At 63.5% G+C, this 25,478-nt stretch carries 26 protein-coding genes and 1 pseudogene; 10 read left to right on the forward strand and 17 right to left on the reverse strand.

Going from position 1 to position 25,478, the window contains the following annotated elements:
- Positions 1-76 precede the first annotated feature (76 nt).
- Positions 77-1,105 carry an NAD(P)H-dependent flavin oxidoreductase gene (locus tag AC3WVQ_RS23880; protein ID WP_435383328.1) on the reverse strand — a complete coding sequence of 343 codons (1,029 nt, stop codon included), beginning with the start codon at positions 1,103-1,105 and terminating at the stop codon, positions 77-79.
- A gap of 237 nt (positions 1,106-1,342) precedes the next feature.
- Between AC3WVQ_RS23880 and AC3WVQ_RS23885 the strand changes: the two genes are divergently transcribed.
- Positions 1,343-1,537: a hypothetical protein gene (locus AC3WVQ_RS23885; protein WP_034799687.1), complete on the forward strand. Its 195-nt coding sequence runs from the start codon at positions 1,343-1,345 to the stop codon at positions 1,535-1,537.
- Positions 1,538-1,552: 15 nt separating this feature from the next.
- On the opposite strand, the gene chrA is transcribed toward AC3WVQ_RS23885, so the two are convergent.
- The 4 genes and pseudogenes from chrA to AC3WVQ_RS23905 form a co-directional block, all read right to left on the reverse strand.
- Positions 1,553-2,959: a chromate efflux transporter gene (chrA, locus tag AC3WVQ_RS23890; protein ID WP_113188787.1), complete on the reverse strand. Its 1,407-nt coding sequence runs from the start codon at positions 2,957-2,959 to the stop codon at positions 1,553-1,555.
- A 1-nt stretch (position 2,960) separates the two neighbouring features.
- Entirely contained in the window at positions 2,961-3,782 is an 822-nt protein-coding gene (locus AC3WVQ_RS23895) for a chromate resistance protein ChrB domain-containing protein (RefSeq protein ID WP_034799692.1), read from the reverse strand.
- Positions 3,783-4,069: 287 nt separating this feature from the next.
- Positions 4,070-4,827 (reverse strand): annotated as a pseudogene (locus AC3WVQ_RS23900) (alpha/beta hydrolase).
- Positions 4,828-5,017: 190 nt separating this feature from the next.
- Positions 5,018-5,284: a hypothetical protein gene (locus AC3WVQ_RS23905; protein ID WP_034799696.1), complete on the reverse strand. Its 267-nt coding sequence runs from the start codon at positions 5,282-5,284 to the stop codon at positions 5,018-5,020.
- 151 nt (positions 5,285-5,435) lie between these two features.
- Here AC3WVQ_RS23905 and AC3WVQ_RS23910 point away from each other — a divergent pair, with 151 nt between their 5' ends.
- Positions 5,436-5,765, forward strand: coding sequence for a YciI family protein (locus AC3WVQ_RS23910; RefSeq protein WP_034799698.1), 330 nt, complete (start codon positions 5,436-5,438; stop codon positions 5,763-5,765).
- On the opposite strand, the gene AC3WVQ_RS23915 is transcribed toward AC3WVQ_RS23910, so the two are convergent.
- From AC3WVQ_RS23915 to cysT, 3 genes are read right to left on the reverse strand one after another with little or no spacing between them, the layout of a single operon-like run.
- Positions 5,762-6,910 (reverse strand): sulfate/molybdate ABC transporter ATP-binding protein, encoded by a 1,149-nt coding sequence (locus tag AC3WVQ_RS23915; RefSeq protein ID WP_064817028.1) that lies wholly within the window; start codon positions 6,908-6,910, stop codon positions 5,762-5,764. The genes AC3WVQ_RS23910 and AC3WVQ_RS23915 overlap by 4 nt on opposite strands.
- Before the next feature lie 31 nt (positions 6,911-6,941).
- Positions 6,942-7,862, reverse strand: a complete 921-nt coding sequence (cysW, locus tag AC3WVQ_RS23920) for a sulfate ABC transporter permease subunit CysW (protein ID WP_112773461.1) — start codon at positions 7,860-7,862, stop codon at positions 6,942-6,944.
- The gene (gene cysT / locus AC3WVQ_RS23925; protein WP_192358718.1) at positions 7,852-8,712 is read right to left on the reverse strand and encodes a sulfate ABC transporter permease subunit CysT; all 861 of its coding nucleotides are present in this window, start codon (positions 8,710-8,712) and stop codon (positions 7,852-7,854) included. Before cysT ends, cysW begins: the two co-directional genes overlap by 11 nt.
- Positions 8,713-9,130: 418 nt before the next feature.
- On the opposite strand from cysT, the gene AC3WVQ_RS23930 reads away from it, so the two are divergent.
- Together AC3WVQ_RS23930 and AC3WVQ_RS23935 are read left to right on the forward strand one after the other, a co-directional pair.
- Positions 9,131-9,736 carry an RBBP9/YdeN family alpha/beta hydrolase gene (locus tag AC3WVQ_RS23930; RefSeq protein ID WP_192358724.1) on the forward strand — a complete coding sequence of 202 codons (606 nt, stop codon included), beginning with the start codon at positions 9,131-9,133 and terminating at the stop codon, positions 9,734-9,736.
- Positions 9,737-10,048: 312 nt separating this feature from the next.
- Entirely contained in the window at positions 10,049-11,455 is a 1,407-nt protein-coding gene (locus AC3WVQ_RS23935; protein WP_492383050.1) for an FAD/NAD(P)-binding protein, read from the forward strand.
- Between the two features lie 10 nt (positions 11,456-11,465).
- Here AC3WVQ_RS23935 and AC3WVQ_RS23940 read toward each other — a convergent pair whose 3' ends face one another.
- The 4 genes from AC3WVQ_RS23940 to AC3WVQ_RS23955 all read right to left on the reverse strand — a co-directional run bounded on the left by AC3WVQ_RS23940 (position 11,466) and on the right by AC3WVQ_RS23955 (position 14,900).
- A complete protein-coding gene (locus tag AC3WVQ_RS23940; RefSeq protein ID WP_492383051.1) occupies positions 11,466-12,317 on the reverse strand; it encodes an ABC transporter permease subunit in 852 nt (283 codons plus the stop codon).
- Complete coding sequence (locus AC3WVQ_RS23945) at positions 12,314-13,105, reverse strand: taurine ABC transporter ATP-binding protein (protein ID WP_034801977.1); 792 nt, start codon at positions 13,103-13,105, stop codon at positions 12,314-12,316. Before AC3WVQ_RS23945 ends, AC3WVQ_RS23940 begins: the two co-directional genes overlap by 4 nt.
- 71 nt (positions 13,106-13,176) lie before the next feature.
- The gene (gene tauA / locus AC3WVQ_RS23950) at positions 13,177-14,184 is read right to left on the reverse strand and encodes a taurine ABC transporter substrate-binding protein (RefSeq protein WP_060610805.1); all 1,008 of its coding nucleotides are present in this window, start codon (positions 14,182-14,184) and stop codon (positions 13,177-13,179) included.
- A gap of 167 nt (positions 14,185-14,351) precedes the next feature.
- Positions 14,352-14,900: a flavin reductase family protein gene (locus AC3WVQ_RS23955; protein WP_083523842.1), complete on the reverse strand. Its 549-nt coding sequence runs from the start codon at positions 14,898-14,900 to the stop codon at positions 14,352-14,354.
- A gap of 188 nt (positions 14,901-15,088) precedes the next feature.
- Here AC3WVQ_RS23955 and ssuD point away from each other — a divergent pair, with 188 nt between their 5' ends.
- Both ssuD and AC3WVQ_RS23965 read left to right on the forward strand, forming a co-directional pair.
- Positions 15,089-16,282 (forward strand): FMNH2-dependent alkanesulfonate monooxygenase, encoded by a 1,194-nt coding sequence (ssuD, locus tag AC3WVQ_RS23960; RefSeq protein ID WP_210187493.1) that lies wholly within the window; start codon positions 15,089-15,091, stop codon positions 16,280-16,282.
- On the forward strand, positions 16,279-17,760 hold the full coding sequence (locus AC3WVQ_RS23965) for an FAD/NAD(P)-binding protein (RefSeq protein WP_268087691.1): 1,482 nt from the start codon (positions 16,279-16,281) through the stop codon (positions 17,758-17,760). The genes ssuD and AC3WVQ_RS23965 overlap by 4 nt, the downstream gene beginning before the upstream one ends.
- Here the strand turns inward: AC3WVQ_RS23965 and AC3WVQ_RS23970 are convergent.
- The 5 genes from AC3WVQ_RS23970 to AC3WVQ_RS23990 all read right to left on the reverse strand — a co-directional run bounded on the left by AC3WVQ_RS23970 (position 17,707) and on the right by AC3WVQ_RS23990 (position 21,216).
- A complete protein-coding gene (locus AC3WVQ_RS23970) occupies positions 17,707-18,462 on the reverse strand; it encodes an MOSC domain-containing protein (protein ID WP_090301751.1) in 756 nt (251 codons plus the stop codon). The genes AC3WVQ_RS23965 and AC3WVQ_RS23970 overlap by 54 nt on opposite strands.
- On the reverse strand, positions 18,455-19,162 hold the full coding sequence (locus tag AC3WVQ_RS23975; protein ID WP_268087690.1) for a glutamine amidotransferase: 708 nt from the start codon (positions 19,160-19,162) through the stop codon (positions 18,455-18,457). The genes AC3WVQ_RS23970 and AC3WVQ_RS23975 overlap by 8 nt, the downstream gene beginning before the upstream one ends.
- Before the next feature lie 26 nt (positions 19,163-19,188).
- Entirely contained in the window at positions 19,189-19,743 is a 555-nt protein-coding gene (locus AC3WVQ_RS23980; RefSeq protein WP_210187492.1) for a peroxiredoxin family protein, read from the reverse strand.
- Between the two features lie 62 nt (positions 19,744-19,805).
- Complete coding sequence (locus tag AC3WVQ_RS23985; protein ID WP_089046055.1) at positions 19,806-20,354, reverse strand: carboxymuconolactone decarboxylase family protein; 549 nt, start codon at positions 20,352-20,354, stop codon at positions 19,806-19,808.
- 205 nt (positions 20,355-20,559) lie between these two features.
- Complete coding sequence (locus AC3WVQ_RS23990) at positions 20,560-21,216, reverse strand: MarR family winged helix-turn-helix transcriptional regulator (protein ID WP_060520557.1); 657 nt, start codon at positions 21,214-21,216, stop codon at positions 20,560-20,562.
- 150 nt (positions 21,217-21,366) lie between these two features.
- Between AC3WVQ_RS23990 and AC3WVQ_RS23995 the strand changes: the two genes are divergently transcribed.
- The 4 genes from AC3WVQ_RS23995 (at position 21,367) to AC3WVQ_RS24010 (ending at position 25,466) form a co-directional block, all read left to right on the forward strand.
- On the forward strand, positions 21,367-21,813 hold the full coding sequence (locus AC3WVQ_RS23995; protein ID WP_082005895.1) for a pseudoazurin: 447 nt from the start codon (positions 21,367-21,369) through the stop codon (positions 21,811-21,813).
- A gap of 116 nt (positions 21,814-21,929) precedes the next feature.
- The gene (locus tag AC3WVQ_RS24000; protein WP_034801997.1) at positions 21,930-22,466 is read left to right on the forward strand and encodes an MgtC/SapB family protein; all 537 of its coding nucleotides are present in this window, start codon (positions 21,930-21,932) and stop codon (positions 22,464-22,466) included.
- A 288-nt stretch (positions 22,467-22,754) separates the two neighbouring features.
- On the forward strand, positions 22,755-24,638 hold the full coding sequence (locus AC3WVQ_RS24005; RefSeq protein ID WP_492383052.1) for a patatin-like phospholipase family protein: 1,884 nt from the start codon (positions 22,755-22,757) through the stop codon (positions 24,636-24,638).
- 366 nt (positions 24,639-25,004) lie between these two features.
- On the forward strand, positions 25,005-25,466 hold the full coding sequence (locus AC3WVQ_RS24010; protein ID WP_034802042.1) for a hypothetical protein: 462 nt from the start codon (positions 25,005-25,007) through the stop codon (positions 25,464-25,466).
- Positions 25,467-25,478 lie beyond the last annotated feature (12 nt).

Here is a 25,478-nt window from a genome sequence, read left to right on the forward strand (position 1 = left end):
CAGCAAGAATTCGTCTGCAAGACGGCGGAAGTAAAGGGCCGACAGCACTGCATAGGAGAGTGCTGTAACTTCTGAGCTACGCCGGAAAGAGGCGAGCGATCAAATCGGACGCGGAGCCCTGCCAAAGCTCGCCCTTGCCGGTTCCCGACCACAAGGACAGAAAGTCTGGCGACCCCTTCGCGGTGGACGCCGCTCTGATGTCACGCGTGAACTTGTTCTGGGCCGGAAAGGGCATTACGGCGGCGGCATCCACCTCGTTCATGAAACGGTTTTCGACGCCGCGCGCAAACCGGCCGGAAAAGGCCCGCGTCGTTCGCGTCTTCCGCTCCGTGCCCTCTAGCGCCGCGCGATAGGGGGCCGACGTCCCAGCTTCGGCGGTCTTGAGGAAGGCCGTACCCATCTGCACGGCGCTGGCGCCTTTTGTCAGAACGGCTTGGATGTCGGAACCCGTCATGATCCCCCCCGCGGCGATGAGCGGTACCTTGACCTTTCCCAGGCTCCAGGCGAGCAGGTCTTCAAGGCCGATTTCGCTGTCCTCGGCGGACGGGTCGAAGATACCTCGATGCCCGCCGGCCTCGTATCCCTGCAGCGTGATGGCATCGACGCCGCTCTCTTCGAGTGCCAGGGCTTCCTCGGGCGTCGTTGCCGTGCCGATGATCAGCATTCCTGCGTCACGAGCAGCGCGCATGTGCTCGGCGGGCAGAACGCCAAAGACGAAGCTCAGCGCCGCAGGCTTTGCCCGCAGCACCGCCTCGAACTGCGCGTCGAAATCCTCTTCGTAGGGCGCTGCAAATTCCGGCGTGGGCAGGCCGAGTTCGACGCGGTATCCCGCCGTCGCGCGCCGGGCGCGCTCGAGCGCCGCGGCGTCGATCTTCGGCTGCGGATGCTGGATGAAGAGGTTTATGGCGAAGGGACAATCTGTCCGGGCACGCACGGCCTGGGCGAACTCTACGATCGCCGGCGGGCTCGAATAGGCCGCGCCGATCGAGCCGAGCGCGCCGGCGGCGGAAGAGGCTGCCACGAGCGCCGGCGACGAAGGACCTCCGGCCATCGGCGCGACGATCAGGGGATGTCTCAGGCCGAGTTTCGAAAGGGTGCCCTGCATAGTCGTGTCCTCGCTGCGTGTTGCCTGCCATCTGGCAGCGCTGCAGAGGTAGGGTGAGCGGTTACGGACGCAAGGGCAGGCGCCACAGTTTACCCGAATATCTTGTGGGTCGCTCGCGGCAGGTATGGCGGAGGCGATGGCCCCCTCGGGACCGTCGATCGCGCGGCATCTGTTGCAACACAGTCGGTTGACTGGCACTGTCGCTCGGTGGCGAGAGACCTTTCCAAGGAGCCCGCGATGTCGCGACAGACGGACAAGCAAGAGACACTTCCGAGCCTTGTCGAACACTACCGGCCCGTGCAGCTGAAGGCCGTGCTTGCGGCTTGCGCAATAAAGCACCGCGAGCCTCCGCCGCCATTACCGGAGGAGCGCCACTACGGATCGCAATTGCCGGAGGGATTTCACCTGCCGCAATCTGTCTACGACGACTGAGCGCCGGCTCCGCCCTCAGTTCGTTGCCAGCGTCCAGGCCATGCCGGCGAGCGCGCAGGCAAGCAGCGTGGTTATGACCGACACATTGAAGCGGAAGATCGCCACGCCGGCCGCGAGCGTCAGCAGCAGTGACGGCAACACCAGCGACCCTAGGACCGGAATATCGAGCGCCAACGGCCCGAGCGTCCAGGGGGCGACTTCGGCAAACAGCGTGTGCAGGCCAAACCAGACCGCAAGGTTGAGGATGACCCCGACGACGGCGGCGGTGATCGCCGACATGGCGCCGGTCAGCGCGACGTTGTTGCGCAACCGCTCGATGAAGGGCGCGCCCAGGAAGATCCAGAGAAAGCAGGGAACGAAGGTGACCCAGGTCGTCAGCATCGCTCCGAGGGTCGCAGCCGCCATGGGCGAAAGCGTGCCGGGATCGCGATAGGCACCCATGAAGCCGACGAACTGGACGACCATGATCAGCGGCCCAGGCGTCGTCTCGGCCATGCCGAGCCCGTCAAGCATCTCGCCCGGCTTCAGCCAGCCGTAGTGCTGCACCGCTTCTTGGGCGACATAGGCAAGTACGGCATAGGCGCCACCGAAGGTGACCACCGCCATCTGGCTGAAGAAGAGGCCAATCTGGCTGAAGACGTTGCCCGTGCCGAGAATGGCGACGAGCAACGCCAGCGGCACCAGCCACAGGGCAAGCAGGATCGCCGAGATCCGCAGCGACCAGGCGAGGTTCGGGCGCGCATGCGCGGGAATTTCGTCGCCGAGCACGGAGTCTTCGTCCTTGAGCACCGGACCCGTGCCGGCCTTGTGGCCTCCGCCGATGCGAAAGAAATCCGAGCCGGAACGTGCACCGATGTAGCCAAGCACCCCGGCTGCAAGAATGATGAGCGGGAAGGGGACCCGGAAAACGAAGATGGCGATGAAGGCGGCTGCGGCAATGCCGATCATCACCTTGTTCTTCAGTGCTCGCCCGCCGATGCGGAAGACGGCCTGAACGACGACCGCGAGCACCGCGGCCTTCAGACCGAAGAAAAGGCCCTCGACGACCGTGACATTGCCGAAGGCGGCGTAGATGTAGCTCAGGCCCAGGATCGCGAGGAACCCCGGAAGCACGAAGAGGATGCCGGCGACAAGGCCGCCGGCGGTGCGATGCAGGAGCCAGCCGATATAGACGGCAAGCTGTTGCGCCTCGGGTCCCGGCAGAAGCATGCAGTAGTTGAGCGCGTGCAGGAAACGGTGTTCGCCGATCCAGCGCTTTTCATCGACCAGGATGCGGTGCATGACGGCGATCTGTCCAGCCGGCCCGCCGAAGCTCAGCGCCGCAATCCGCGCCCAGACCCGGACCGCTTCGCCGAAGGAGATGCCGTGGCTTTCCCGTTGCCGCGCCGGTCCCGGCGCGGCCCTGTCCGCAATGTCGGTCATCTCAGGCGTCCTTCTTGGCCGAGGGCCAGTTGTGGGTCTCGTTGGTAGCATCCCGGCACCAGCGATAGAAGGCGTCGTAGAGCAGCATACCGGCGTCCAGCTGTTCCAGATCGTCCGCATACATGCGCGAAAGCCCGAGCGAGGCAGCAAGCAGGCCAGAGGCCTCCGGCGCGAGTTCCAGGCGGGCGGTATCGGCAGCCCGCACGATCCTGGCGAGCCGCAGCAACGGGGCCGTGGCAAGCCCGAATTCCTCGACCATGACGTCGAAGGTGCAGCGCTCGCCGCGGTGGCTCCAGCGCACGGGCGCGTCGATGTCGAACGGTGTCGCCCGGAAGCGCTCGCCGACCATCTCCACTTCCGACGGCGCTACGTAAAGGAAAACGGCATGCGGATCGACGAAGCGCCGGATCAGCCAGGGGCAGGCGATGCGGTCGATCTTCGGCCGCGCCCGGGTGACCCAGACCGTGTGCCCTTGGGCGTTCCGTTCCGGTAGAGCCGAAGACGGCACGGCGGGGCTGCCGCCTTCGACCCACGCCTCGAACCCGCCTTCGAGCACATCGGCGGAGATGCCGGCATTGCGCAGCCAGGCGGCAACGCCATGGCTGAGCTTCTTGCCCTGCTGGCAGATGACGATCGCCGACGCTTTGTCGACGTCGTGTGTCCAGTCCTGCACAGTGCGATAGTCGCGCCGGGCGGATCCCGGGACGAGACGTGGATCGGCGTCGAAGTCCTCGTCGACGCGAACGTCGATCAGCGCGGGACAGTTCGGCGTGCCGATGAGGCGAGCGAGTTTTTCCGATGATATTTCGAGATACGACGACATGACGCGTCCTCCGGATGAGCGGTTCTATGGACGCGATGCTTCGGCTGGCGCCTCATGGGGTGATCGCACCCCCATCCGCGAAGTTTGCCGCCGTTGGCCGCACGCTGTCAAGCCGCGCTTCGGCGGCGACTTTACGGGACATGGCGAAAGCGCTTCGCACTGAGGCGTGATCCGAGGCAAACTACCGAAGGATTGTTACAGGTCTTTGGCGGCAGATCTCAGTTACCGTCAAGGAAGCGACCTGAGTGCCGAAGGTCACACTCAGGTCGCGGAGAACGGCATTCGGGCTATTTGCCGGCCTCGTTGGCTGCGGCCTCGATGACGCCCGCAACCTTCTCCGGTTGCGACGCAAAGACAGCGTGGCTGGCCTTGATTTCGGTCACCTGGCTGCCGGCGCGCTTGGCCATGCTTCTCTCCAGGTCCGGGTTGATGGCGCGGTCATCGGTCGCGACGATCGACCAGCTTTTCTTGGTGCGCCAGGCGGGGTCGCCGACCTTGGCGGCGAAGACCTCCTGGCGGCAAGGACCTGCGATTTCGCCGCAAAGGCCGCCTCCGCCGCAGGCAAATCGGCGGCGAAGTCGGCCGGAAACGCCTTTGGGTCGAGATAGAGATACTTGCCGTCCGGGGTTTCGCGCACGCTCATGGCGGCCGCAGGTTTCGATCCGGCGAGCGCTGCAAGGTTTTCGCCCTTGTCGGGCTGAAAGGCGGCCACATAGACCAGGCCTTCGACCTTGCTATGGTGTCCGGCCTCGGTGATGACCATGCCGCCATAGCTGTGGCCGACGAGCAGGGTCGGGCCATCCTGGAGATCGAGGATGCGGTTCGTCGCCTCGATGTCCGCGCCGAGCGACGTCAGCGGCTCCTGGACGACGGTCACGTTGAAGCCGCGGCGCCCGAGGATTTCGGAGGCTTCTCTCCAGCCGGAACCGTCGGCAAAAGCGCCGTGAACGATGACGATGTTCTTGATCTCGGCTGCTTGCGCTGCGAAAGCGACGACGCTTGTCGCCAAGGCAAGCGCGATGGTCGGGAGGATGCGGTGGTTCATGCGATCGTTCCTTCTTCTGTTCGTGAGGCAACGATCGCAATCTGTTCAGGCGAGGTATCCCGGATGTGTCGGTCTTCGCCGCAATATGTACCGCATTGTAGCGGCTCAATCTCGACGCCATGGCGAGAGGCCGAAGCGCGGTCTTTCACCCTGCGTGGCAAGGTACAGAGGCACACCGCGCGAAGGCGCGCTACGATTCAACCAGGATCACAAGCGATGACGGCACAACCCCGTCATAGGCCATGGCGTCCACCGCAGCCTGGCTTTGCATCGCCTGCGAGAGGGCGCCAATATCGGGAACATCCATCATGACGGCCACGCGCGTCGGGTCCTTTGGGTCGACGAAGGTCCGGATGTTGGTGATGCCGAGCGCGCCGAAGAGTTCCTTGCGTCTCGGCGATTTCAGCCAGTGATCGGCGCCTTTGGTAATGTTGTGATGGGCGATGATGGTCGGTATCGGATCCTCCCTCTTTTGACGCTGTGCACCGGCGTCGCAACTTTCCCGGCGCATCCGCGTTCCTTCAACGGAACGGCCTGAAGGCCGGGCTGTCAATTAGCCCGTCAGAGGTAGGCGCGTTTTTTCTCTGGCAACTTGAAGGAAGAGGTTCATGCCGAAATTTATCACCATCGGATACGGCGATCGCGCCGGCTACGATCGCACGGCGGCAGTGGTGCGCGATGCGGCGCATGCGCATGACGCGCGACTTCAGGCCGATGGCGTGTTGATGGGGATTGCCGGCGCGCCCGTGCAGGTGCGCAATGCGGATGCGGCGCGGGTCGAAACCAAGAATGGTCCGTTCCTGTCATCCCCGTTGCCGGTGGCCGGTTTCGCGGTGATCGAAGCGGCCGATCTCGACGAAGCCATCGCCCTGGTTTCGCAGACACCCTGCGCCGTTGCTCACGGCGTGGTCGAAATCTGGCCGCTTAAACTTCCTTAGGGAGTCGCCCAGGAGACCTGAGCGGCGAGCATGGATTCGGCCTCATCGGCCGTCTGGCGCTGGGATTCCGTGGCTCCGGCCGGAGCGATCTTCATCTCCGGTCGACCTTCCCTGAAGATCTTCCACTTTGTTGGTCGGAAGGCGATGCGGCTGTGGTCGCCGGCAGCGGCGCGCTCGGGCGAGAGTTCGATCTCGACATGCGGATGGTTGCGGCCAAGGTCGAGTTCGAGATGACGGGTGCCGGCAACCCGGCGGCTGGCGGCAACGAGGCCGGCAAGGCAACCGCCGGAGCCGTCGACCAACTCGATGTCATGCGGGCGGAAGTGCAGTTTCGCGGGGCCGTCGGGCTCGGACGGGGCGCGCAGCCCGATCGGCCGATCCTCGAACCAGATCTCGCCGTTCTGCAGCGTAACATTGAGGCAGTTCGACTGGCCGATGAAGCCGTAGACGAAGGGCGAGACCGGATGGTCGTAGATCTCGTCGGGGGTGCCGACCTGTTCGATCACGCCCTTGCTCATGACGACGACGCGGTCGGCGAGCTCCAGCGCCTCGTCCTGGTCATGGGTGACGAAGATCGTCGTGTGGCCGGTGCGGTCGTGAATGTCGCGCAGCCACTTGCGCAGTTCTTTCCGGACCTGTGCGTCGAGCGCGCCGAAGGGCTCGTCGAGCAGAAGCACGTTCGGTTCCACCGCCATGGCGCGGGCGAGCGCCACACGCTGGCGCTGGCCGCCCGAGAGCTGCGCCGGATAGCGCTTGTCGAGGCCGGAGAGCTGGACGAGGTCGAGCAGATCGAGCGCGCGCTTGCGGATCTCGGCCGAAGGCGGGCGGCGATTGGAGGGCCGCACCTTGAGGCCGAAGGCGACGTTGTCGAGCACGGTCATGTGGCGGAACAGGGCATAGTGCTGGAAGACAAAGCCGATGTTGCGCTCCTGCACGGTCTTTTGCGAGGCATCCTCGTCGCCGAAGAAGATCGTGCCTTCGGTCGGGCTTTCGAGCCCGGCAACGAGACGCAGAAGTGTCGTCTTGCCGGAGCCGGAGGGGCCGAGCAGCGCGATCAGCTCGCCGGAGCGGATGTCGAGCGAGACGTCGTCGAGCGCCGGGAAGCGGCCAAATTCCTTGCGGATGTTGTGAACGCGCACGTCCATGACAATACCTTTCGAATGCCGGCTTTCCCGGTCAGTGCCTGCGGCTGGCGGCGATCTCGGCGCTGTAGCGGATCTCCAGCGCCGTCTTCAAAATCAGGGTGATCAGCGCCAGCAGCGCCAGCAACGCCGCCACCGCGAAAGCGGCGACGAAGTTGTATTCATTATAGAGGATTTCGACCTGCAACGGCATGGTGTTGGTCTCGCCGCGGATATGGCCGGACACCACCGAGACGGCGCCGAACTCGCCCATGGCGCGGGCGTTGCACAAAAGCACGCCGTAAAGCAGCCCCCATTTGATGTTGGGCAGCGTCACATGCCAGAAGGTCTGCCAGCCCGATGCCCCGAGAGACAAGGCTGCCTCCTCGTCGCTACTGCCCTGTTCCTGCATCAACGGGATCAGCTCGCGGGCGACGAAGGGGAAGGTGACGAAGACGGTGGCGAGCACCAGGCCCGGCACGGCAAAGAGGATCTGGATGCCGTGGCTCTGCAGCCAGGGACCAAGGACACTGTGCGAGCCGAACAGAAGCACGAAGACGAGGCCGGAGATCACCGGCGAGACCGAGAACGGCAGGTCGATCAGCGTCGTCAGGAAGGCCTTGCCCTTGAACTCGAACTTGGCGATCGCCCAGGCGGCGGCCACGCCGAAGACGAGGTTGAGCGGCACGGCGATGGCGGCGACGATCAGCGTCAGGCGGATGGCGGAAAAGGTTTCGGCATCGCCAAGGGCCAGCACGAATTCCGTCACGCCCTTGCGCAGCGCCTCGGTAAAGACGGCGGCGAGCGGCAAAAGCAAAAACAGTGCGACGAAGGCAAGCGCCGTGATCGTCAGCGTCAGTCGGGCAAAGCGGCTTTCGGAGGTGGCGGCGGCCAGTTCCGGCAGGGCGGCGCGAGGGCCGGAGGCCGGACTGAGGCCGGGACTGGGTGCTGAGGCGGCGGTCAGGTCATGCGACATAGACATATCTCCGCCGGCTCCAGGCCTGGATCGAGTTGATGAGGAGCAGCATGGCAAACGAGATCGCCAGCATGACCGCGGCAATTGCTGTCGCAGCCGCATAGTTGAACTCTTCGAGCCGGATGACGATCAGCAGCGGCGCGATCTCGGAGACATAAGGCAGGTTGCCGGCGATGAAGATCACCGAGCCGTATTCGCCGACACCGCGGGCAAAGGCGAGCGCAAAGCCGGTGAGGCCGGCTGGCAAGAGCCCCGGCAAAAGCACCCGGCTGATCGTCTGGAAGCGGCTGGCGCCAAGGGTGGCGGCAGCCTCCTCCACTTCCTTATCGATCTCCTCCATGATCGGCTGCACGGTCCTGACCACGAAGGGCAGGCCGACGAAGATCAGGGCAATGACGATGCCGGCCGGGGTGAAGGCGATCTTGAGGCCAAGCGGCTCCAGGAACTGGCCGATCCAGCCGTTCGGGGCATAGAGCGTCGTCAGCGCAATGCCGGCAACCGCGGTCGGCAGCGCAAAGGGCAGGTCGACCATGGCGTCGATCACCCGCTTGCCGGGGAACCGGTAGCGCACCAATACCCAGGCGAGGATGACGCCGAAGACGAGATTGATAACGGCAGCGATAAAGGCCGTGCCGAAGGAGATCTTCAAGGCATTGAGCGTGCGCGGATCAAGCGCCAGCGCCACGAACTGCGCCCAGCCGAGCCCGCTGGCGCGAAACACCAGACCCGACAACGGGATCAACACGATCAGAACCAGCCAGCTCAGCGTGATCCCGAGCGACAATCCAAATCCAGGCAAAACACTCGGCTGGCGAAATCGCCACCGGTCCCCATTGCGTCGCTCCGTCACCTTTCGGTCACCTCTTAGCCCCGCAGCCGCGAGCGGCTGCGCTATCCCCTCATCCAAACCGATCTTCAAACCGCCGGTTGGCCGGCTTGTTCGAGCGCCGGTATCTTTCGGCGCCAAACTACCAATTTCATGGGCTCCAACAACGCAAATTTTTGACGCTTCGGCGGCCGGAAGGGAAACTGATTTTCGCTTCTGACCGCGTCTCAAGAAACACTCTGCTCCCAACTTTGTTCCATGCCTGACATCTAAAATGATGGAAGGCAAACGATGCAGCTGAAAAGTTATGCTATAGAATTTATAGATATTGAATGTTCCTTGCTTACGCGCTTTGTCCCACTCTTCCATAATCAAGCCATGAATCGGGCGCGGCAGAATGCGCGGCCGTGACCTTGAAACATTCTTGTAAGCGGCTGATGTCATGGCAACAACGCTCATCATTCCCGGGCTGTTCGGATCGGGCAGCGGCCACTGGCAGCGCCATTGGCTCAATGACAATCCGCAGGCGGTTCTTGTCGAACAGGACGATTGGGATCGCCCGAGGCTCGATCTTTGGCGCAACAGGCTCGAACACGAGATCTTCCGGCATGGAACCGTCGACCTCGTGGCCCACAGCCTCGGCTGCCTTCTGGTCGCCAATCTCGTGCGGCGCCCGCTCGCCCGGCAGGTGCGCAGCGCCTTGCTCGTCGCGCCGTGCGATCTCGGTCCGACCGATCGGCTTCATCCGGGCGCCATCGATTTCGGGTCGATGCCCGACCTGCCCTTGCCTTTTTCGAGCCTCGTCGTCGGCAGCCTGAACGACCCCTATATGCCTTTCGACCGCCTGCGTCATTATTCGACCCGCTGGGGGAGCCGCCTCGTCGATCTTGGCCATGCCGGGCACATCAACATTGCCAGTGGTTTTGGCCGCTGGTCGCATGGCTATGACCTATTGAGGGTGTTGAACGGGATTTCGCGTCGGGAGTTTGCACGTGCGCAGCCGGGCGAATTTTCAGAGCAGTTACCCTTGCCAAACGGCGTGGCTTGAACGCTCCAGAGCATGGCGACGGAGACCGCTTTGCGTGGTCGTGTCACACGGCCCTTGATGTCGGCGCCGTTTCGCGCTCTAATAACGCACAAAGTTTATAGAGTATACCGTCTAGGGATGCGCATGCGCCAAGGTGCCAGGCCAGCCGGGATAGGACATACGGGCTCGACCGTCCTTGCGGCGGACGATATCTTCTCGCGACCCTGCAGATGGTCGCCGATACCCTCACAATTCGGTCGGTGTCTGCGTTGAGGACCGAAACAGCCATGCATTTCAAACTTTGCCGGCGGGGCCGGCCATAGGAGAGTGCACATGACTGTCCATGGATTGTTTGCCAAGACGTCTCCGACGGAAATGGCTTCCAGGGGCAAGCCGCATATCGCCATCGTCGGCCGCGGTTTTTCCGGTGTAATGATGGCTATCGCGCTGATGAAGTCTGTGCGGGCCGCCTTTCACGTCCATCTCTTCGACCCGCAACCGACGATCAGCGGCGGGCAGGTCCTGGCCGCCGCCCAGAGCGGCGAAATCCTCAACAGCCGCGTTCGCGACCTTTCGGTGGCCGCCGGTCAGCCCGAAGACTTCAACGACTGGCTCTCGGCCAATGCCGAGTTTCGCGCCGCCGTGCCGGCCGCCATTCCCGGGTTCCAGCAGATCTTCGTGCCGAAGAGCATCTTCAGCGACTATGTTTACCAGCGCTTCTCCGAGGCGCTGACGCGCCGGCCGGATATTTCGATGCAGCTCTCCTGTCAGGCGGTGCTTGGTCTTCGCAAGCAGGCTAATGGGCGCTTTCTCGTGGTGCAGGAGAACGCGACGGTGGAATGCGACGCCGTTGTGCTGGCGACTGGTTTTGGTTTGCGCCGCGGCGAGATGGAAGTTGCCGACGAGGAAAAGCCACTGGTGCGCGCCCGTCGTCTCGTCGTGCCGCGCCACACGGTCCTGCTCGGTAGCGGAGTCCGGGTGGTCGACCGCCTGCTGCAGCTTCGCGATAACGGCTTTGCCGGCGAGGTCACCATCCTCTCCCGCCATGGTTTCCTGCCGCAGCCGCATACCCGTCTTTCGGCAGCGCCGACATTTCCGGTCGAGCCGATGCCGACGCGGCTCGGCGAGATCGTTCGCTTCGTCCGGCAGGCCTGTGCCGAGGCAGAAGAAGCAGGGCTCGGCTGGCAGGCGGCCATGAACGGCCTGCGTCGACGGGCGCGGTCCTTGTGGCAGGCGCTGCCTGAGGAAGAAAAACATCGCTTTAACCGGCACCTGCGGTCGATCTACGACAGCCACCGCAATCGCCTGCCGGCACCCCTCTACCTGCGTCTCCGGCAGGAGCTTGCCAGCGAGCGGACCGTGCTACGCAAGGGCTGGGCCGGCCGGCGCCGTCCGGAAGGGTTGATGGTGCGCTTTGCCGGTGAAAGCCAGGAGACGCTGCTGTCAGCCGACCAGGTGATCGACTGTCGTTGTTCGGCGCCTGACCTTCAGGCGCCGTTGATGCAGAGCCTTTTTTCCGGCGGCCTTGCCGAGCCCGACGAACTCGATCTCGGCATTGCCGTCAGCCCGGCGGGCGAAGTGCTCGCGGGCGGAGCCCCGACGCGCGATCTCTACGCAATTGGGCCGCTCGGCGTCGGCAGCCTGCCCGACATCGATCTCGTGCCGGAAATCGTCACGCAGACCTATGCCGCGGCGCGACTGATCGCAACCCGGAACCGGGTCACTCTGAAGACTGGCTAAGGCTTGCCGCTTAACGCCGCGTTGCCCAGGGCACCAGCCAGCGCTCGATGAGGCGTGCCGCCAATTCGAACAGGAAGGCGACAGCGGCGATCACGACGATACCGGCGATGACCACGTCGGTCACAAGGAACTGGGCGGCGGACTGGATCATGAAACCGAGGCCGCGGGTTGCGGCGACGAGTTCGGCCGCCACCAGCGTCGACCACCCGGCGCCGAGCGCGATACGGGTTCCCGTGAGGATCGAGGGCAGGGCGCTCGGCACGATGACATGGCGCAGCACCTGCAGCCGCGACGCGCCGAAGGAGCGCGCCGCATTGACGTGATCGGCCGACGCGGAACGGACGCCCGTTGCCGTCGAAAGGATGACCGGCGGTAACATCGCCAGTGCAATCACCGCAATCTTCGACGCTTCGCCGATGCCGAGCCAGATGATCACCAGGGGAAGATAGGCAAGCGGCGGCAGCGGTCGCAAGCATTCGACGATCGGATCGAGGATGCCTTTGCCGAGACGGCTCGCTCCGATGGCAAGGCCGGCGGGAATGCCGGCGACGAGGGCGACGGCAAGCGCGCCGAAGATCCGCAGCAGGCTGGCGCCGACGTGCTCAGCGAGCGTCGCATCGACAAAACCGGTGATGGCAAGGCTCCGGAGTGCCTGGTAGACGGCAACCGGTGACGGCAGGAACAGCGGCGAGACGAAACCATAGCTGGAGGCAAGGCTCCAGAGGAAAAGCAGTGCCGTAATGGTCGCGAGCGAAATCCAGACAAGTGGCAATGGTGGTCGGTCGGCGCTCTGTTCCGGTTGCTCGTCTAGGTGACGTGCCGTCGGCATGATGGGCGGCAGGCCTTCAACCGAGATGCTCATGCGGCAATTCCTTCTTCTTCGGCATGGATGAGCACGGTCAATTCGTCCTGCAGGCGGCGAAAGGCGGCTGAGCTGCGGATTTCCGAAAGCGGTGTCCCTGCGAGGTGATCGCGGCCGAAGGTCGTGAAGATTTCGCTGGTGATCCGGCCGGGGTTGGGGGCAAGCACGATAACCCGCGTTGCCAGCAGCAGCGCCTCCTCGATGCTGTGGGTGATCAGGAGGGCGCCGACGCGATTCCGTTGCCATATGTCCAGAAGAAAGCCCTGCATACGGCTGCGGGTCAGCGCGTCGAGCGCGCCGAGCGGCTCGTCCATCAACAGAAACTTCGGGCTGGAGGCGAGCGCACGGGCAATGCCGACACGCTGGCGCATGCCGCCCGACAGTTCCCAGACATGCCGCTCGGCTGCATCGCTGAGCCCGACCTGATCGAGAAGGGCTCGCGCCCGCCGAAGCCGATCCGCCTTGGAAAAACCGCGCAGGCGCAGGGGAAAGGCGACATTGTCGAGGGCAGTCAGCCACGGATAGAGTGCATCGTCCTGGAACACGACGGCGCGCTCTGCCCCTGGGCCGGCGACCGGCGCGCCATCGAGCCGAACGCGGCCGCTGCTTGGTTTCACGAAGCCAGCAGCAAGATTGAGAAGGCTGGTCTTGCCGGAGCCGGAGCGGCCGATGACGACAACGAACTCGTCGTGGTCGATCGACAGATCGATCGATGCAAGCACCGGCGTGTTACGGCCGGCATCGGCCGCGTATCGCAATGTGACATTCTCAAGCGAGAGGACGGACATGCTGTTCTCCTGGCATGGCGAAGTGCGCCCGCCCGAAGATTTCATCCGGGCGGGCAGCAATTGAGTGAACGTCAGAACGAGAGCTTTGCCGCTTCCTGCGCCCAGCGGGCGGAAACGTAGGGCGCGTAGTCGGGGAGGACTGCCGGGATCTTGCCCTGTTCGAGCAGGAAGGCCGAGGTCTGGGCGATCGCCTTGACGGTCGCGCCGCCGAGAAGATCAGCGCTCGCCTGCTCTTCGAGCGAAGGGAAGTAATAGCCCTTTAGCAGGTTCGGCACCTCCTCGGGCTTTGCACCGGTGAGCCGTGCGATCTTCTCGGCCTGGGGCGAGCCCGCGCTCCAGGCCTCCGGCTTGGTGCGGTAGTCCGCATAGGCGTCGCCGGTCACCTTGACGAAGCCGGTGACGATTTCAGGATGTTCCTCGGCAAACTTCTTGCTGACGATCCAGGCGTCGAAGGTCGGGCCGCCCCATTTCGCGACGTCGCTCGATGTCGCAAGCACGGTCGCGGTCTTCTTGATTTCGGAGAGAACCGGATCCCAGACATAGGCGCCATCGATATCGCCGCGCTGCCATGCAGCGGCGATCTCCGGTGGCCGGAGGTTGAGGATTTCAACCGCCTTCGGGTCAATGTTCCAGTGTTTCAAGGCGGTGAGCAGGCTGTAATGCGCCGTCGAGACGAAGGGCGTTGCAATCTTCTTGCCGGCAAGCTCTTCCGGCTTGTCGATTCCCTTGACAGCCAGCGCCTCTGCGTCGCTGATCAGGCCGACGACGAAGATTGTTTCAAGCGGAATTTGGCGGCTCGCGGCGGCGGCCAGCGGCGAGGATCCGACATAGCCGATGTCGATCGACCCGGATGCAAGTGCCGCAATCACGTCTGCGCCACCGTCGAATTTCTGCCAGGTGATCTTGGCGCCGGTCACCTTCTCATAGGTCCCGTCTGCCTGCGGCACGCGCGACGGCTCGACGATGGGCTGGTAGCCGATGGTCAGCGTCGTTTCGTCCGCATGGGCTGGAAGGGAAAGCTGGCTCGCCGCCAAGAGGGCGGCACTGGCGGCAAGAAGGGTGCGTCTGCGGATCGTCATCGTATGCTCCTCAACGGTTGCGGCTTCCTCGGGAAGTCCTCACATTATGTTGATTAAAAGCATGGATTTTATGTAGATAAATTATTCCGCTTTTTGTGGCTTTGCAGAGAGCCCATTCCAAATTTGAGATCCGTGGCAGCGCTCTGTGCCATGCATGGAAAGCAGCGTCAGAACTGCACGCCGCCGTAGCGGCCGTTGTGGTAGACGATCGGTTCGCCGGTCCCCGCGCTAATCGCCACCACCCGACCGAGGATGATCGCATGGCTATGGCGCTCGATGATCTCCTCGACCTCGCAATCGATGGCGGCAAGCGCGCCGGCAAGCGCCGACGCGCCGCTGGCAAGCCGGATCCATTCGGCGCCATCGTAGCGAGCGGCGCCCTTGGTGCCATCGACACCGGAGAAACGCTCGGCGACCCTTTGCTGTTCGCGCGACAGAAGGTTGACGCAGAAATGCCGATAGCGCTCGATGACCGGCCAGGTGGAGGATGTGCGGTTGATGTTGACGATCATGGTCGGCGGATCGACGGCGAGCGCGGTTGCGGAGGTCACGGTGGCGCCGGTACGCTCTTCGCCTATCCCTGCGGTGATGACGGAGACGCCACCTGAGAAGTTGCGCATGGCCGCCTTCAGCGCCGGCGTGGTGATCGACCCGTAACCATTGGCGGTCGGAACGATGGCATCGAATGCGGGAGAAGCGGCAAGCGCGATGGTCATGGCCAAATCCTCGAAAAATTTAATCTAATTCCCGGTCGCTCACGGCTGATGCGGGAAAAATTTTTCCTCACATCAAGGATGATCGTCCGAATTCTTATTGTCAATAAATTTTATAGAGTTTATGCTTTTTGGCAATCGAGGGACGCTCTTGCGTGCCTCCGAAGGAACCTGCGAGGAGGCTTGCGCGAATGGGAATTGTGCCCGACGAAATCCCCGAGAAGATCCCCGAGAAGATCAATGTGCTCTGGTTTCTGCCGACCCACGGCGATAGCCGCTATCTCGGAACCACGCGCGGCGGCCGAAACGTGGACCTCAATTATCTCAAGCAGGTCGCGCAGGCCGCCGATACGCTCGGCTACTATGGCGTGCTCATCCCGACGGGGCGGAGTTGCGAGGACAGTTGGGTGGTCGCTTCGGCGCTGGCGCCGCTCACTGAAAAGTTGCGGTTCCTGATCGCGGTTCGGCCCGGCCTGCTTTCGCCCACGCTCGCGGCACGCATGACGGCCACGCTGGACCGTCTCTCGGGCGGACGGCTGCTGATCAACGTCGTTACCGGCGGCGATCCGATCGAAAACAAGGGCGACGGCATACATCTCGCGCATGGCGAACGCTACGAGGTGACCGAGGAATTCCTGAACATCTACAAGGCCGTGCTTCGCGGAGAAGAGGTCGATTTCAAGGGGAACCACTTCGATATCGAAGGCGGGAAGCTCCTGTTTCCGTGCGTACAGCAGCCCCACCCGCCGCTTTATTTCGGCGGCTCCTCCGGCAAGGGCCAGGAGGTGGCAGCGCGTACGATCGACAAGTACCTGACCTGGGGCGAGCCGGTCGAGGACGTTGCCCGCAAGATCGCCGAAGTGCGCGCCCTGGCCGAAGCCGAGGGCAGGGACGTTACCTTCGGCATCCGCCTTCATGTGATCGTTCGCGAAACCGCAAGGGAAGCGTGGCAGGCCGCCGACGAACTGATACAATATGTGGATGACGACACGATTGCTGCCGCACAGAAGGTGTTCGAGCGCATGGATTCGGTTGGTCAGAGCCGCATGAGCCGCCTGCATGGTGGTCGCCGTGACAAGCTCGAAATCGCTCCCAATCTCTGGGCCGGCGTCGGTCTGGTGCGCGGAGGGGCAGGAACGGCGCTCGTCGGCGATCCCGATCAAGTCAGGGCGCGCATGGAAGAATACCGACAAATCGGCATCGACAGCTTTATCCTGTCCGGTTACCCGCATCTCGAAGAGGCCTATCGGTTCGGTGAACTGGTTCTGCCGCATCTGCCGCTGGCCCACGCCATCCCGGCACGCGAGACGTCGATCAACACCGGGCCGTTCGGCGAAACCATCGCCGGCGATCATCGCCCGAAGCTGAAGGTCTCCCAGTCGTGACAGCTGTGCGGCGACCGGTCATTGCCATTGTCGGCGGCGGCTTCACCGGCGCAGTGGTCGCGGCGAACCTTGCACGCCATGCCGCCAGCGACGGCGCCGCCATCGTGGTCTTCGAGCCGCGAGACCGGCTCGGCGCCGGGCTTGCCTATGATAGCGGCAATCCCGCCCATCGCACGAATGTGCCTGCGGCCCGCATGAGCCTCGTTCCTGATGATCCTGACGATTTTTTGAACTGGCTGGCGGCCCATGGCGAGCCGCGCGGCGACCCGGACGCAAGGGCGGCCGATGGCCATCTTTATGTGCGGCGGGCGGTGTTCGGGCGATACGTCGGCGCGTTCGTCGCGCCGTTCGTGCGGAGCGGCAAGGTCGTGCACCGGCGCGAGCGCATCGCGCGCATCGAGCGGCGTGGAGCGCGCTGGAAGCTGACCTCCGACGCTGGGACGGAGCTGCTGGCCGACATCGTCGTGATCGCCACGACGCATCCCTCGCCTTGTGCGCCGAAGCGCGTTGCACAGGCGCTCGAAGGCCACCCGCGTTTCGTCGCCGACACTACGGTCGCCGGGTCTCTTACCTGCCTTCGTCCCGATGATCACGTTCTGGTGCTTGGAAACGGCCTGACGGCGGCGGACGTGATTGCGTCGCTGAGGCTCGCCGACCACCGCGGCTCGATCGTCGCCCTGTCGCGCCGCGGACTTCGTTCGCGAGGCCACGCGGGAAGGGCACAGGAACCCTTCGGCGATTTTGTCGGTACCCCGGCGCGAACCGCGCTAGAACTGCTTCGACGCGTGCGCCTGGCGGTGCGGCAGGCCGCTCTGGCGGGGCTCAGCTGGCATGCGGTTTTCGACGCTTTGCGTAGCCAGGGCGGACAAGTCTGGCGGGCGTTGCCGGTTGCAGAGCGACGCCGCCTCGTGCAGCGCCTGCGACCGTTCTGGGACGCCCACCGGTTCCGCGTGGCGCCGCAGATCGATGACGCGATCCGACAGGCAATCGAGACGGGACAGTTGCGTGTCCTCGGCGCTTCGATCGAAGGCGTCGAGCGCTACGGTCAGGTCATCGCGGTCGATATCCGTCACCGGCAGACGCGCATCCGGGAACGCCTGTTGTTCGATGCCTGCGTCGTGACGACCGGTCCGGCGCATACGGGTGTTCTTTCCAGCCAGGACTGGCTCGCGGATCTGGCGTCGAAGGGCTGGCTGCGCCTAGACAGTGTCGGACTGGGGCTTGCCTGCGATGAGGCGAGTCGGGCGATCGGGACGAGTGGCGTGGCCGAGAGATCGCTGATCGTTGCCGGGCCGCTGGCGCGCGGCACCTTCGGCGAACTCATGGGCCTGCCACAGGTCAACGATCACGCCATCTTCATTGCCGATGAGATCGCCGAGATGCTGGCGCGGCCGGACAGGGCCGCCACCAGCCGCAGGTCGGCGTCATCCGTTCGGCAACGACTGGTCACGACCCTCGACGGCGCCGCCAGGCGTTGAAGCCGGAGCCTCGCCGTCGAGCCGGCGGGACCAATCTTCGACAGCCCGCGTCTGCAGGCGCTTGGCTGCATAGTCCCGCCAATTCGGGGGCAGGATGGCGAGATCGGCGATTTCGGACAGGGCATCGCAGTTGAGCGTATCGACATAGAGATAGTGCCACAGCCGGGCGATCGTCCATTCGGGATAGCGCCGCTCGACGAGTTGCATCCGCTCACCGGGCGAAACCAAGCCGGTTTCGATGACCCGGTAGTACCATCCCGTTCGGCCGGTCTGCTGGACGCGGCGGGCCATATCCGGCAGATCGAAACGGCGGTTCAGCTTCCAGCAGGGTTGCCGGCCCTGGCTCACCTCGAGAAGGGCTTTACCAAGGCGAAACCGGTCGCCGACCGCGACATCGCTTTCCGTCAATCCCAAGGCCGAGATGTTCTCGCCGAAGGCGCCCGGCTGCTCCAGCCTGGTTACGCTTCCGAGATCCTTGACCCAAGCCTCGTAGTGGTCGCGCGGGTAATGATGCACGGCCTTATCCGGGCCACCGTGCCTCTTCAGATCACCCTGATGGTCGCCGGCAAAGCCGGTTGTACCGAGATGTACCGGCCCGAGAGCCGGGTGTTTGTCGATACCGCTTAAGGTTCCGCGGTCGTCGATCGGCGTGAGGGTGCCGATGAGCAGGGCGTCGAGCGCAATCGGGGCCTGCTCAACCATCGATGTTCTCCAGCCATTCGCCGATCATCGACGCGGCCGCCGCCTCCAGGCGAGGCCCGTGACGTCGGGCGTCGGCGCGTAGGCCCGGCACGCTGAGCCCGGCGGTCGCCAGTTCGCAGGCGTGACCGACGAGCCAGCGTTCAAAGGCCGCGCCGGCTTGGGCCTCCGGGTGAAACTGAAGGGCGAGCACTGTATTGCCGCGCGCGAAGCCTTGCTGCGCGATCAGCGATGTCGAGGCCAGCAGGTCAGTGCTGGCCGGCAGGTCGTAGGTGTCACCGTGCCAATGCAGGACGGAGACGTCGGCGAGATGGCGGAGAGCCGAGGCCTCGCCTGCGGCGCTAAGGCTCAGCGGCGAAAACCCGATCTCCTTCAGGCCGGAAGGGTAGACGCGGGCACCGAGCGCGCGGGCGATCAGCTGGGCGCCGAGGCAGATTCCGAGCGTCGGCCGGTTGCCGGCAAGACGTGCCTGAAGCATGGCGATTTCCCCGGCGATGAAGGGATAGGCCTCGTCTTCATAGACCCCGATCGGACCGCCGAGCACGATCACGAGATCGGGCTCCAACGGATCGAAAGAGAGGTAATTTTCGTCGCCGACATCGCGGTACTCGATTGCGAATCCCGCCGCCCGCAGCGGTCCGGCAAAGCTGCCGAGATCTTCGAAATGCACATGTCTGAGGGCGAGTGCCATTCTGGTCGTCATCGTCTGTTCTCCCATGCTCAGAGGTTCTAGCCGGCCCGCGCGTCGGGCACGCATCCTTCGCTCGTGCACCCGGCTGAAGTGGCGGTGGCCGCGCTGAAATCGGGGATCGGGGCGGAAAGGAGTGTCGCAAGACGCGCGCCGATGACCATGTCGTCTTCGATGCCGAAGCGGTGGTGTTCGACATGACCGTCGCGTCCGATGATGATTGCCGTCGGCGTGCCTCGCATGCCGTAGCGCTCCATCGTTTTCGGTATCGGTCCCTGCTCGGAAGGCTGGTCGACGGCGATCGGGAAGGTCAGGCGATACTCATGAATGAAAGCCTTCAGCGCCTCGGGTGTCATGACCGCGTGATGCTCGAACACCGAATGCAGGCCGAGGACCTGAAGATCGGTATCCCGAAAAATGCTCTGGACGCGCTGCATCTGCGGCAGTCCGTGCGAAACGCAGGCCGGGCACAGCATCTGAAACGCATGAAGGAAAACGACCCGGCCGCGAAGCTGCGCAAGGCTCGGACGTTCCTGTGTGTTGAACCAGGTCGAAACGGCGAGTTCCGGAGCCGCGGTCCTGTGATTGCTGTTCATTGTTCTCATCTCCAAGACGGCCGGGCGAACGCTCGTCGCCCGACCTTTGCGACATGTGCGGATCAGGCGGCTTCGCGAACGAGCTTCACGCCGGGGAAGTCGACCGGAACGGCAAGCGCGACGTTGATGTAGTTGGTGAACAGGTTGAGCGCGACATGCGCGATGATCTCGACGACGTCCTCGTCATCGAAGCCGGCGTCGCGCAAGGTGCGCACATCCGCGTCGGATACCTGTCCGCGCGCCTCGACGAGCTTCTGAGCAAAGGTAAGGGCCGCCGCCGTCTTCGGATCGGAGGACTTGCCGTGCTGCGCTGCCGTCATCTCCTCGGCGGTCGCGCCGGCCTTGCGGCCAAGTGCGGTGTGCGCCGCCAGGCAATAGTGGCAATCGTTGCGATCCGCGACGGCAACGGCGATCTGCTCGCCGAGCTTGGCGCCGAGGCGTCCCTTGCCGAGCGCGCCGAAGGAGCCCCACATGCTGGCAAGGGCCGCCGGTGAATTGGCGACGGCGCGGAACATGTTGGGTGCTACCCCGAAGGCGGAGCGGATTTCGCCAAGCAGTTCGGCGCTGGGGCCAGTTGCCGAAACGGGGTCGACTAGATTAATTCTGCTCATGGTTTTCTCTTTCTATTTGCTGGAGGGAGAAAATTGCCGGTCCGCCGATGGCAGTCGTCGGACCGGCGCCGACATCATCGTCTGTCCGCTTGCGACGCAGGAAACAGCGCTCGCGAATTCCGATGGTGAAGCTTGTGGCGAGGCGCCGGGGGGGAGCGACGCCTTCGGGACCGCCGGCATTGGCGCCGGCGGCTGGATCGCATGATCAGACCGTCTCGCGATTGAAGAGACGCCAGGCCGCCCTTTGTGCTTCGGGTTCTGCCGTTTCGTATTCGCCGCAATCGACGCGCAGTTCCGCCGGTCCGAACGCAGCATCGACGAACGCGCAGTGATGCGGCGCCTTCGGGTCGTCATAGACATGCGGCCGGAAGTATCGACAGTTGACGCACATGCGCTGTTCCGGGATGGCGCCAGCCGCCTGCAGACCACGGATGATCTTGACGAGATGCATGAGCAGATCCTGCTGCTCCAGCCTCGAAAGCGAAGCGATGGCATCCTCCGTGGCCGATGCGAGCCGCCCCGCCTGTCGTACTGCGTCCTCGCCGGCCGGCGTGGTGGCAACCGAAAGGGCGCGCGCGTCGCTCGGATCCGGCCGCTTCTCGACCAGCCCCTTGCGCAAGAGCGCGTTGACCGAGTCCGTCGTCGTCGGCTGGCTGACGCCGAGATAACCGGCGATCTGTTTTACCCGCATTCCGCCGCGTCTACGGGCAACCAGGAAGGTCAGGATCTGCAATTGCGTCGGATTGAGGCCGATCGCTTCCGCACTCGACCAGGCCTCCGTGCGCATGGCCGTCGCTACGCGGGAAAGGCCGTCGCCGATACGGTCGATCAGGGGCGGTGTCGTGTCAGGTTCCTTGCTCATGCGGTCGTTAATATAGGAATCCTATGTATTGTCAATGCCGACAAAAAAGCGGCGCGAATTTGACGCGCATCAAAGTGGAGGGGGCGTCTCAGGCTTAATCCTCTTCTCGAACAACCCGAGCACGGGCTGGTCGCTCAAATGGAGAAGACGATGTTGAATGCAATCAAGAGCGGATTTGGTATCGCGATCGCGGCAATGCTGGTCGCCGCACCGGCAGCCGCCGCGGACTTCGAAGTGCACATGCTGAACAAGGGCAAGGACGGCGCGATGGTTTTCGAGCCGGCGTCGCTGAAGGTTGCGCCTGGCGACACGGTCACCTTCATCCCGACCGACAAGGGACATAACGTCGAAACCATCAAGGGCATGATCCCCGATGGCGCCGAGGCTTTCAAAAGCAAGATCAATGAAAACTACAAGGTGACTTTCACGGCGCCGGGCGTCTACGGCGTAAAGTGCACGCCGCACTACGGCATGGGCATGGTCGGCGTCGTTCAGGTCGGCGATGCGCCGGCCAACCTGGAAGCGGTCAAGGGAGCGAAGAACCCGAAGAAGGCTCAGGAACGCCTGGACGCAGCCCTCGCGGCCCTCGGTAACTAAGCGACTTCTAGCGCTTCGGAGCGGGGTGGGGACAGGCCGCTCCTGGCGTCTGCGCACTGGGTGAGGCTCGGGCGCCATCATGCGGAACCAATGCGAAGCATTCGCGTTGGTTCCGCATGGATCAGATCACTGCCGAATTGTTCCCGCCATCGCAAATTCCCTATCCGGTCATTTTTGCGCGCATTCTTGGAGCGCTGCTGATGGGCGCGGTCATCGGCTTCGAGCGCGAGGTCAAGGCACGACCAGCCGGCCTCAAGACCCATATGCTCGTCTGCCTCGCAGCCTGCACCTTCGGCATCATCTCGATTGAAAGCGTCCGCCTCGGCGGCTTCTTCGACGAACGCGTCCGCATCGATCCTCTGCGCGTGGTGGAGGCGGTCACAGCCGGTGTCGCCTTTCTTGCAGCCGGCACAATCGTCTTGTCTCGCGGCGAGGTTCAGGGCCTGACGACCGGGGCCAGCCTCTGGCTTGCCGGCGCGATCGGCATTTCGGTCGGCTTCGGCCATTGGATCGTTGCCGGCCTGGCGGTCGGTTCCGCCTTCGCCGTTCTCACCATCATCGGCTACTTCGAAGCCAAGGCCGTGCGACACCAAAAGCCTGACGTGGAGCCGGAGGGTAAGGCGAGCGACGAGGGCGGCAAGAAGCAAGCCTAACGATAGGTTTGCGATAGTCCTGAGCGCCGTCTCGCGGCGGGTTCTGCAAGCCTTAGGGTAATCCCCCGCCGTCCCAGGCTAGGTGCAACGCAATGCTATTCTGCACAGAAAGGTTGTGTCCCGCTGGCGCCCTCGACCCGGCGTCGCCATCGTGTCTTCAGGGGCGAGCCCATCTGTTTATGGTCCGGTGAAAGCCGCCTGCGCCATATGGCGTGGCGAGGAAATGTGTTCGGCAATCCCGATCGAAACGGCTAAGCTCGTAAGCGGCCTGTTTCCAAGGAAGGTTCAATGGACGCCACCGGTTCCCTTGCTGCCAAGCTGTTGTCGGAGACCCTGATGTTCGACCAGACGTCATTGGCTGCGTTGGAAGCCTTGGCCGCCAATTCCGATCGCGGCATCGTGCGGCGTGGCGAGATCCTGGTCCGCCAAGGCGAACCGTCGGACCGGTTTTTCGTGGTCCTGTCCGGCCGCTTTACCGTGCACCGGGATGACGTCTCCGACCCTATTGCCGAGATAGGGCAGGGCGAACTCGTTGGCGAGGTCGGTTTCTTCGCCGGGCTGCCGCGCATGGCTACGGTCGTTGCTGCTCGCGATTCCATTGTTCTTTCGATCTGTGACCACCAGTTCGAAAAGGCGGCGAGTGCCCTGCCGAGCCTGCGCCAATCGGTCACCACGTTTCTGGCGCGACGGTTTGCCAAGCAGGCACCGGCTTCGCCGCATGCCAAGGGCGCCTGCCGGATAAGGACGCTCGCAATTGTTGCTGCCGGAAACAGCCGGGTTTCTCCCCGCTTCATCGACCTACTGCGCAAGGCTTTTTCCGGATCCACGCGCACGGCATTCCTGGCGAGGGCCGACATCGAAGAGCGCTTTCCCGGCGTTCCGATCGATGATCAGCCGGTGCTGGACTGGCTCAACCAATTGGAAGCCAAGACCGGAGGCATCGTCTACATCACCGACGACGAACCAAGCGACTGGACGCGTGTCTGCATCCGCCAGGCCGATGGTGTCCTGTTGGTCGGCGAGCCGTCCAACTCTGCAAAACTCAACCCGTCAGAGCAACTGGCGCTGTCAGTGCACTCGCCATCAAGCGTGCGGCTCGTTCTGGTGCATGACAAGCGCGCCGCAACGGTCGTCGGCACCAGCGGCTGGCTGAACGAGCGCCCCGGACTCCGGCAGCATCATCACGTGGCGCTCGAAGACATTGAGGATGTCGAGCGTCTCGTCCGCTTCATTGCCGGCGAGGCGAGGGGCTTTGTCGCAGCCGGCGGGGGCTCGCTCGGATGCGCGCATCTTGGCGTCCACAAGGCTTTTATCGAGGCCGGCACCTCCTTCGACTATCTGGGCGGCACCAGTTCGGGGGCGGCGATGATGGCGGGCTTCGCCCGCGGCATGAACGCCGACGAGATCAATCGTGGGACGCACGAGATCTTCGTCCGCAGCCGCGCGTTCCGTCGCCTGACCGTGCCGCAATATGCGCTGCTGGATCACAAGGTGCTCGACCGCACCCTGCAGGCGGAGTATGGCGACGTTCTTATCGAAGACCTCTGGCTGCCATTTTTCGCACTGTCGACCAATCTCAGCACCGGCCAGGCCCATGTCCATCGCCGCGGAAAACTGTGGCAGGCTGTCAGGGCGTCGGGCTCGATCCCCGGTATTCTGCCGCCCTTCTTCACGGCCGACGGTGACATGCTGGTCGACGGAGCGATCATGAACAATCTGCCGCTGGAGCAGATGAAGGAACTGAAGACAGGGCCGAACGTCGTCGTGAGCCTGGGTGGGGGTGGTCCCGGAAAACAGCACATCGACTATGACAGTATTCCCGGCGCGTCCGAACTGACCGTTCGGTTGCTCAACCCCTTCGGCCGCTCGGGCCTGCCGAAAATCCCCAACCTGATCCAGGTCATTGCCGCAAGCATGCTGGCGCACCGACCGCAGGAGATCGTTCTCGGGGAAAAGGACATCCTGATTTCCCCGCCGGTTTCAGCCGCGATCAGCTTTATGGATTGGAGCCGGCACTCCGAACTGTTCGTCGAAGCCTATCATTGGGCGAAATCATGGATTGATGAGCGTATTGTCGAGAACGACCCGAGGATGGAAGCCATTTGTGGCCTGCCGGCTCGCTATGGCTCGCCGGAAACACATGGCAGCGCGCAGGCGCATTCCGCGCTCTAGGATGCGCCCCGGCATCCGTGGCCTGATCGTGATGTAAGGCCCGCGAGTGCTTTGCATGCGCATGGATTTTCGACTGATCTTGCCGCCCCTGTTAAGTTGTCACTGTCCTCTTGCGGTTGTGGTATTTTAGGATAGCCTTGCATCGGGAGAGCCAGTCGCGGTTCTTTCGTTTTGCAGTGAAAAGACCAATGAATAGAGGGCCATCGGAGATATAGCGGCTCGCATTCGAAAATGTTTCGTCCCCGAATTGCACTGCCATTTGGGTTTCCTTGGATGTAACTGCGGGACGTCCCTGGTCATGTGATGCACGGAAGCCGTGTATCGCTTCGTCACAGAGCGCCCATTTGCTTGAAGTGGATCGACGTGATGTCTGACAACAAGAATGCCGGCGCACCTCCAAGTGCACAGGACCTCAGAATGCAGATGCTCCAGCGTGAAATGGACGAGATGGACAAGGAGCGGCGACTAAAATCCATCGAAGAGCAAAAGCTCGCCGACTTTGCCGCGGATTTTCTCAAGAAGCATGTAACGGAAGAGGAAATCGCCATCGTTCGCCGGCTGGTCGCGAACGCCGTGAAGGCCGGCAAGTTCGAAGCGATGGTCTACAGCTTCCCGTCCGAGCTTTGCACCGACAGCGGCCGCGCGATCAACAGCGGCGACCGGGATTGGCCGAACACGCTGCAGGGAAAAGCAAAAGAGTTCTTTGACCGCTATCAGGCCTTCGGCAAGCCAAGTGGCTACAAGTTGAAGGCGATGATCATCAACTTCCCGGGTGGCGTGCCCGGTGACGTCGGGTTCTTCTTGAACTGGGCTCCCGAAAAAGCCTGAGTACGACCGTCC

The organism is Ensifer sp. EB106-05-01-XG146 (genome assembly GCF_058791875.1).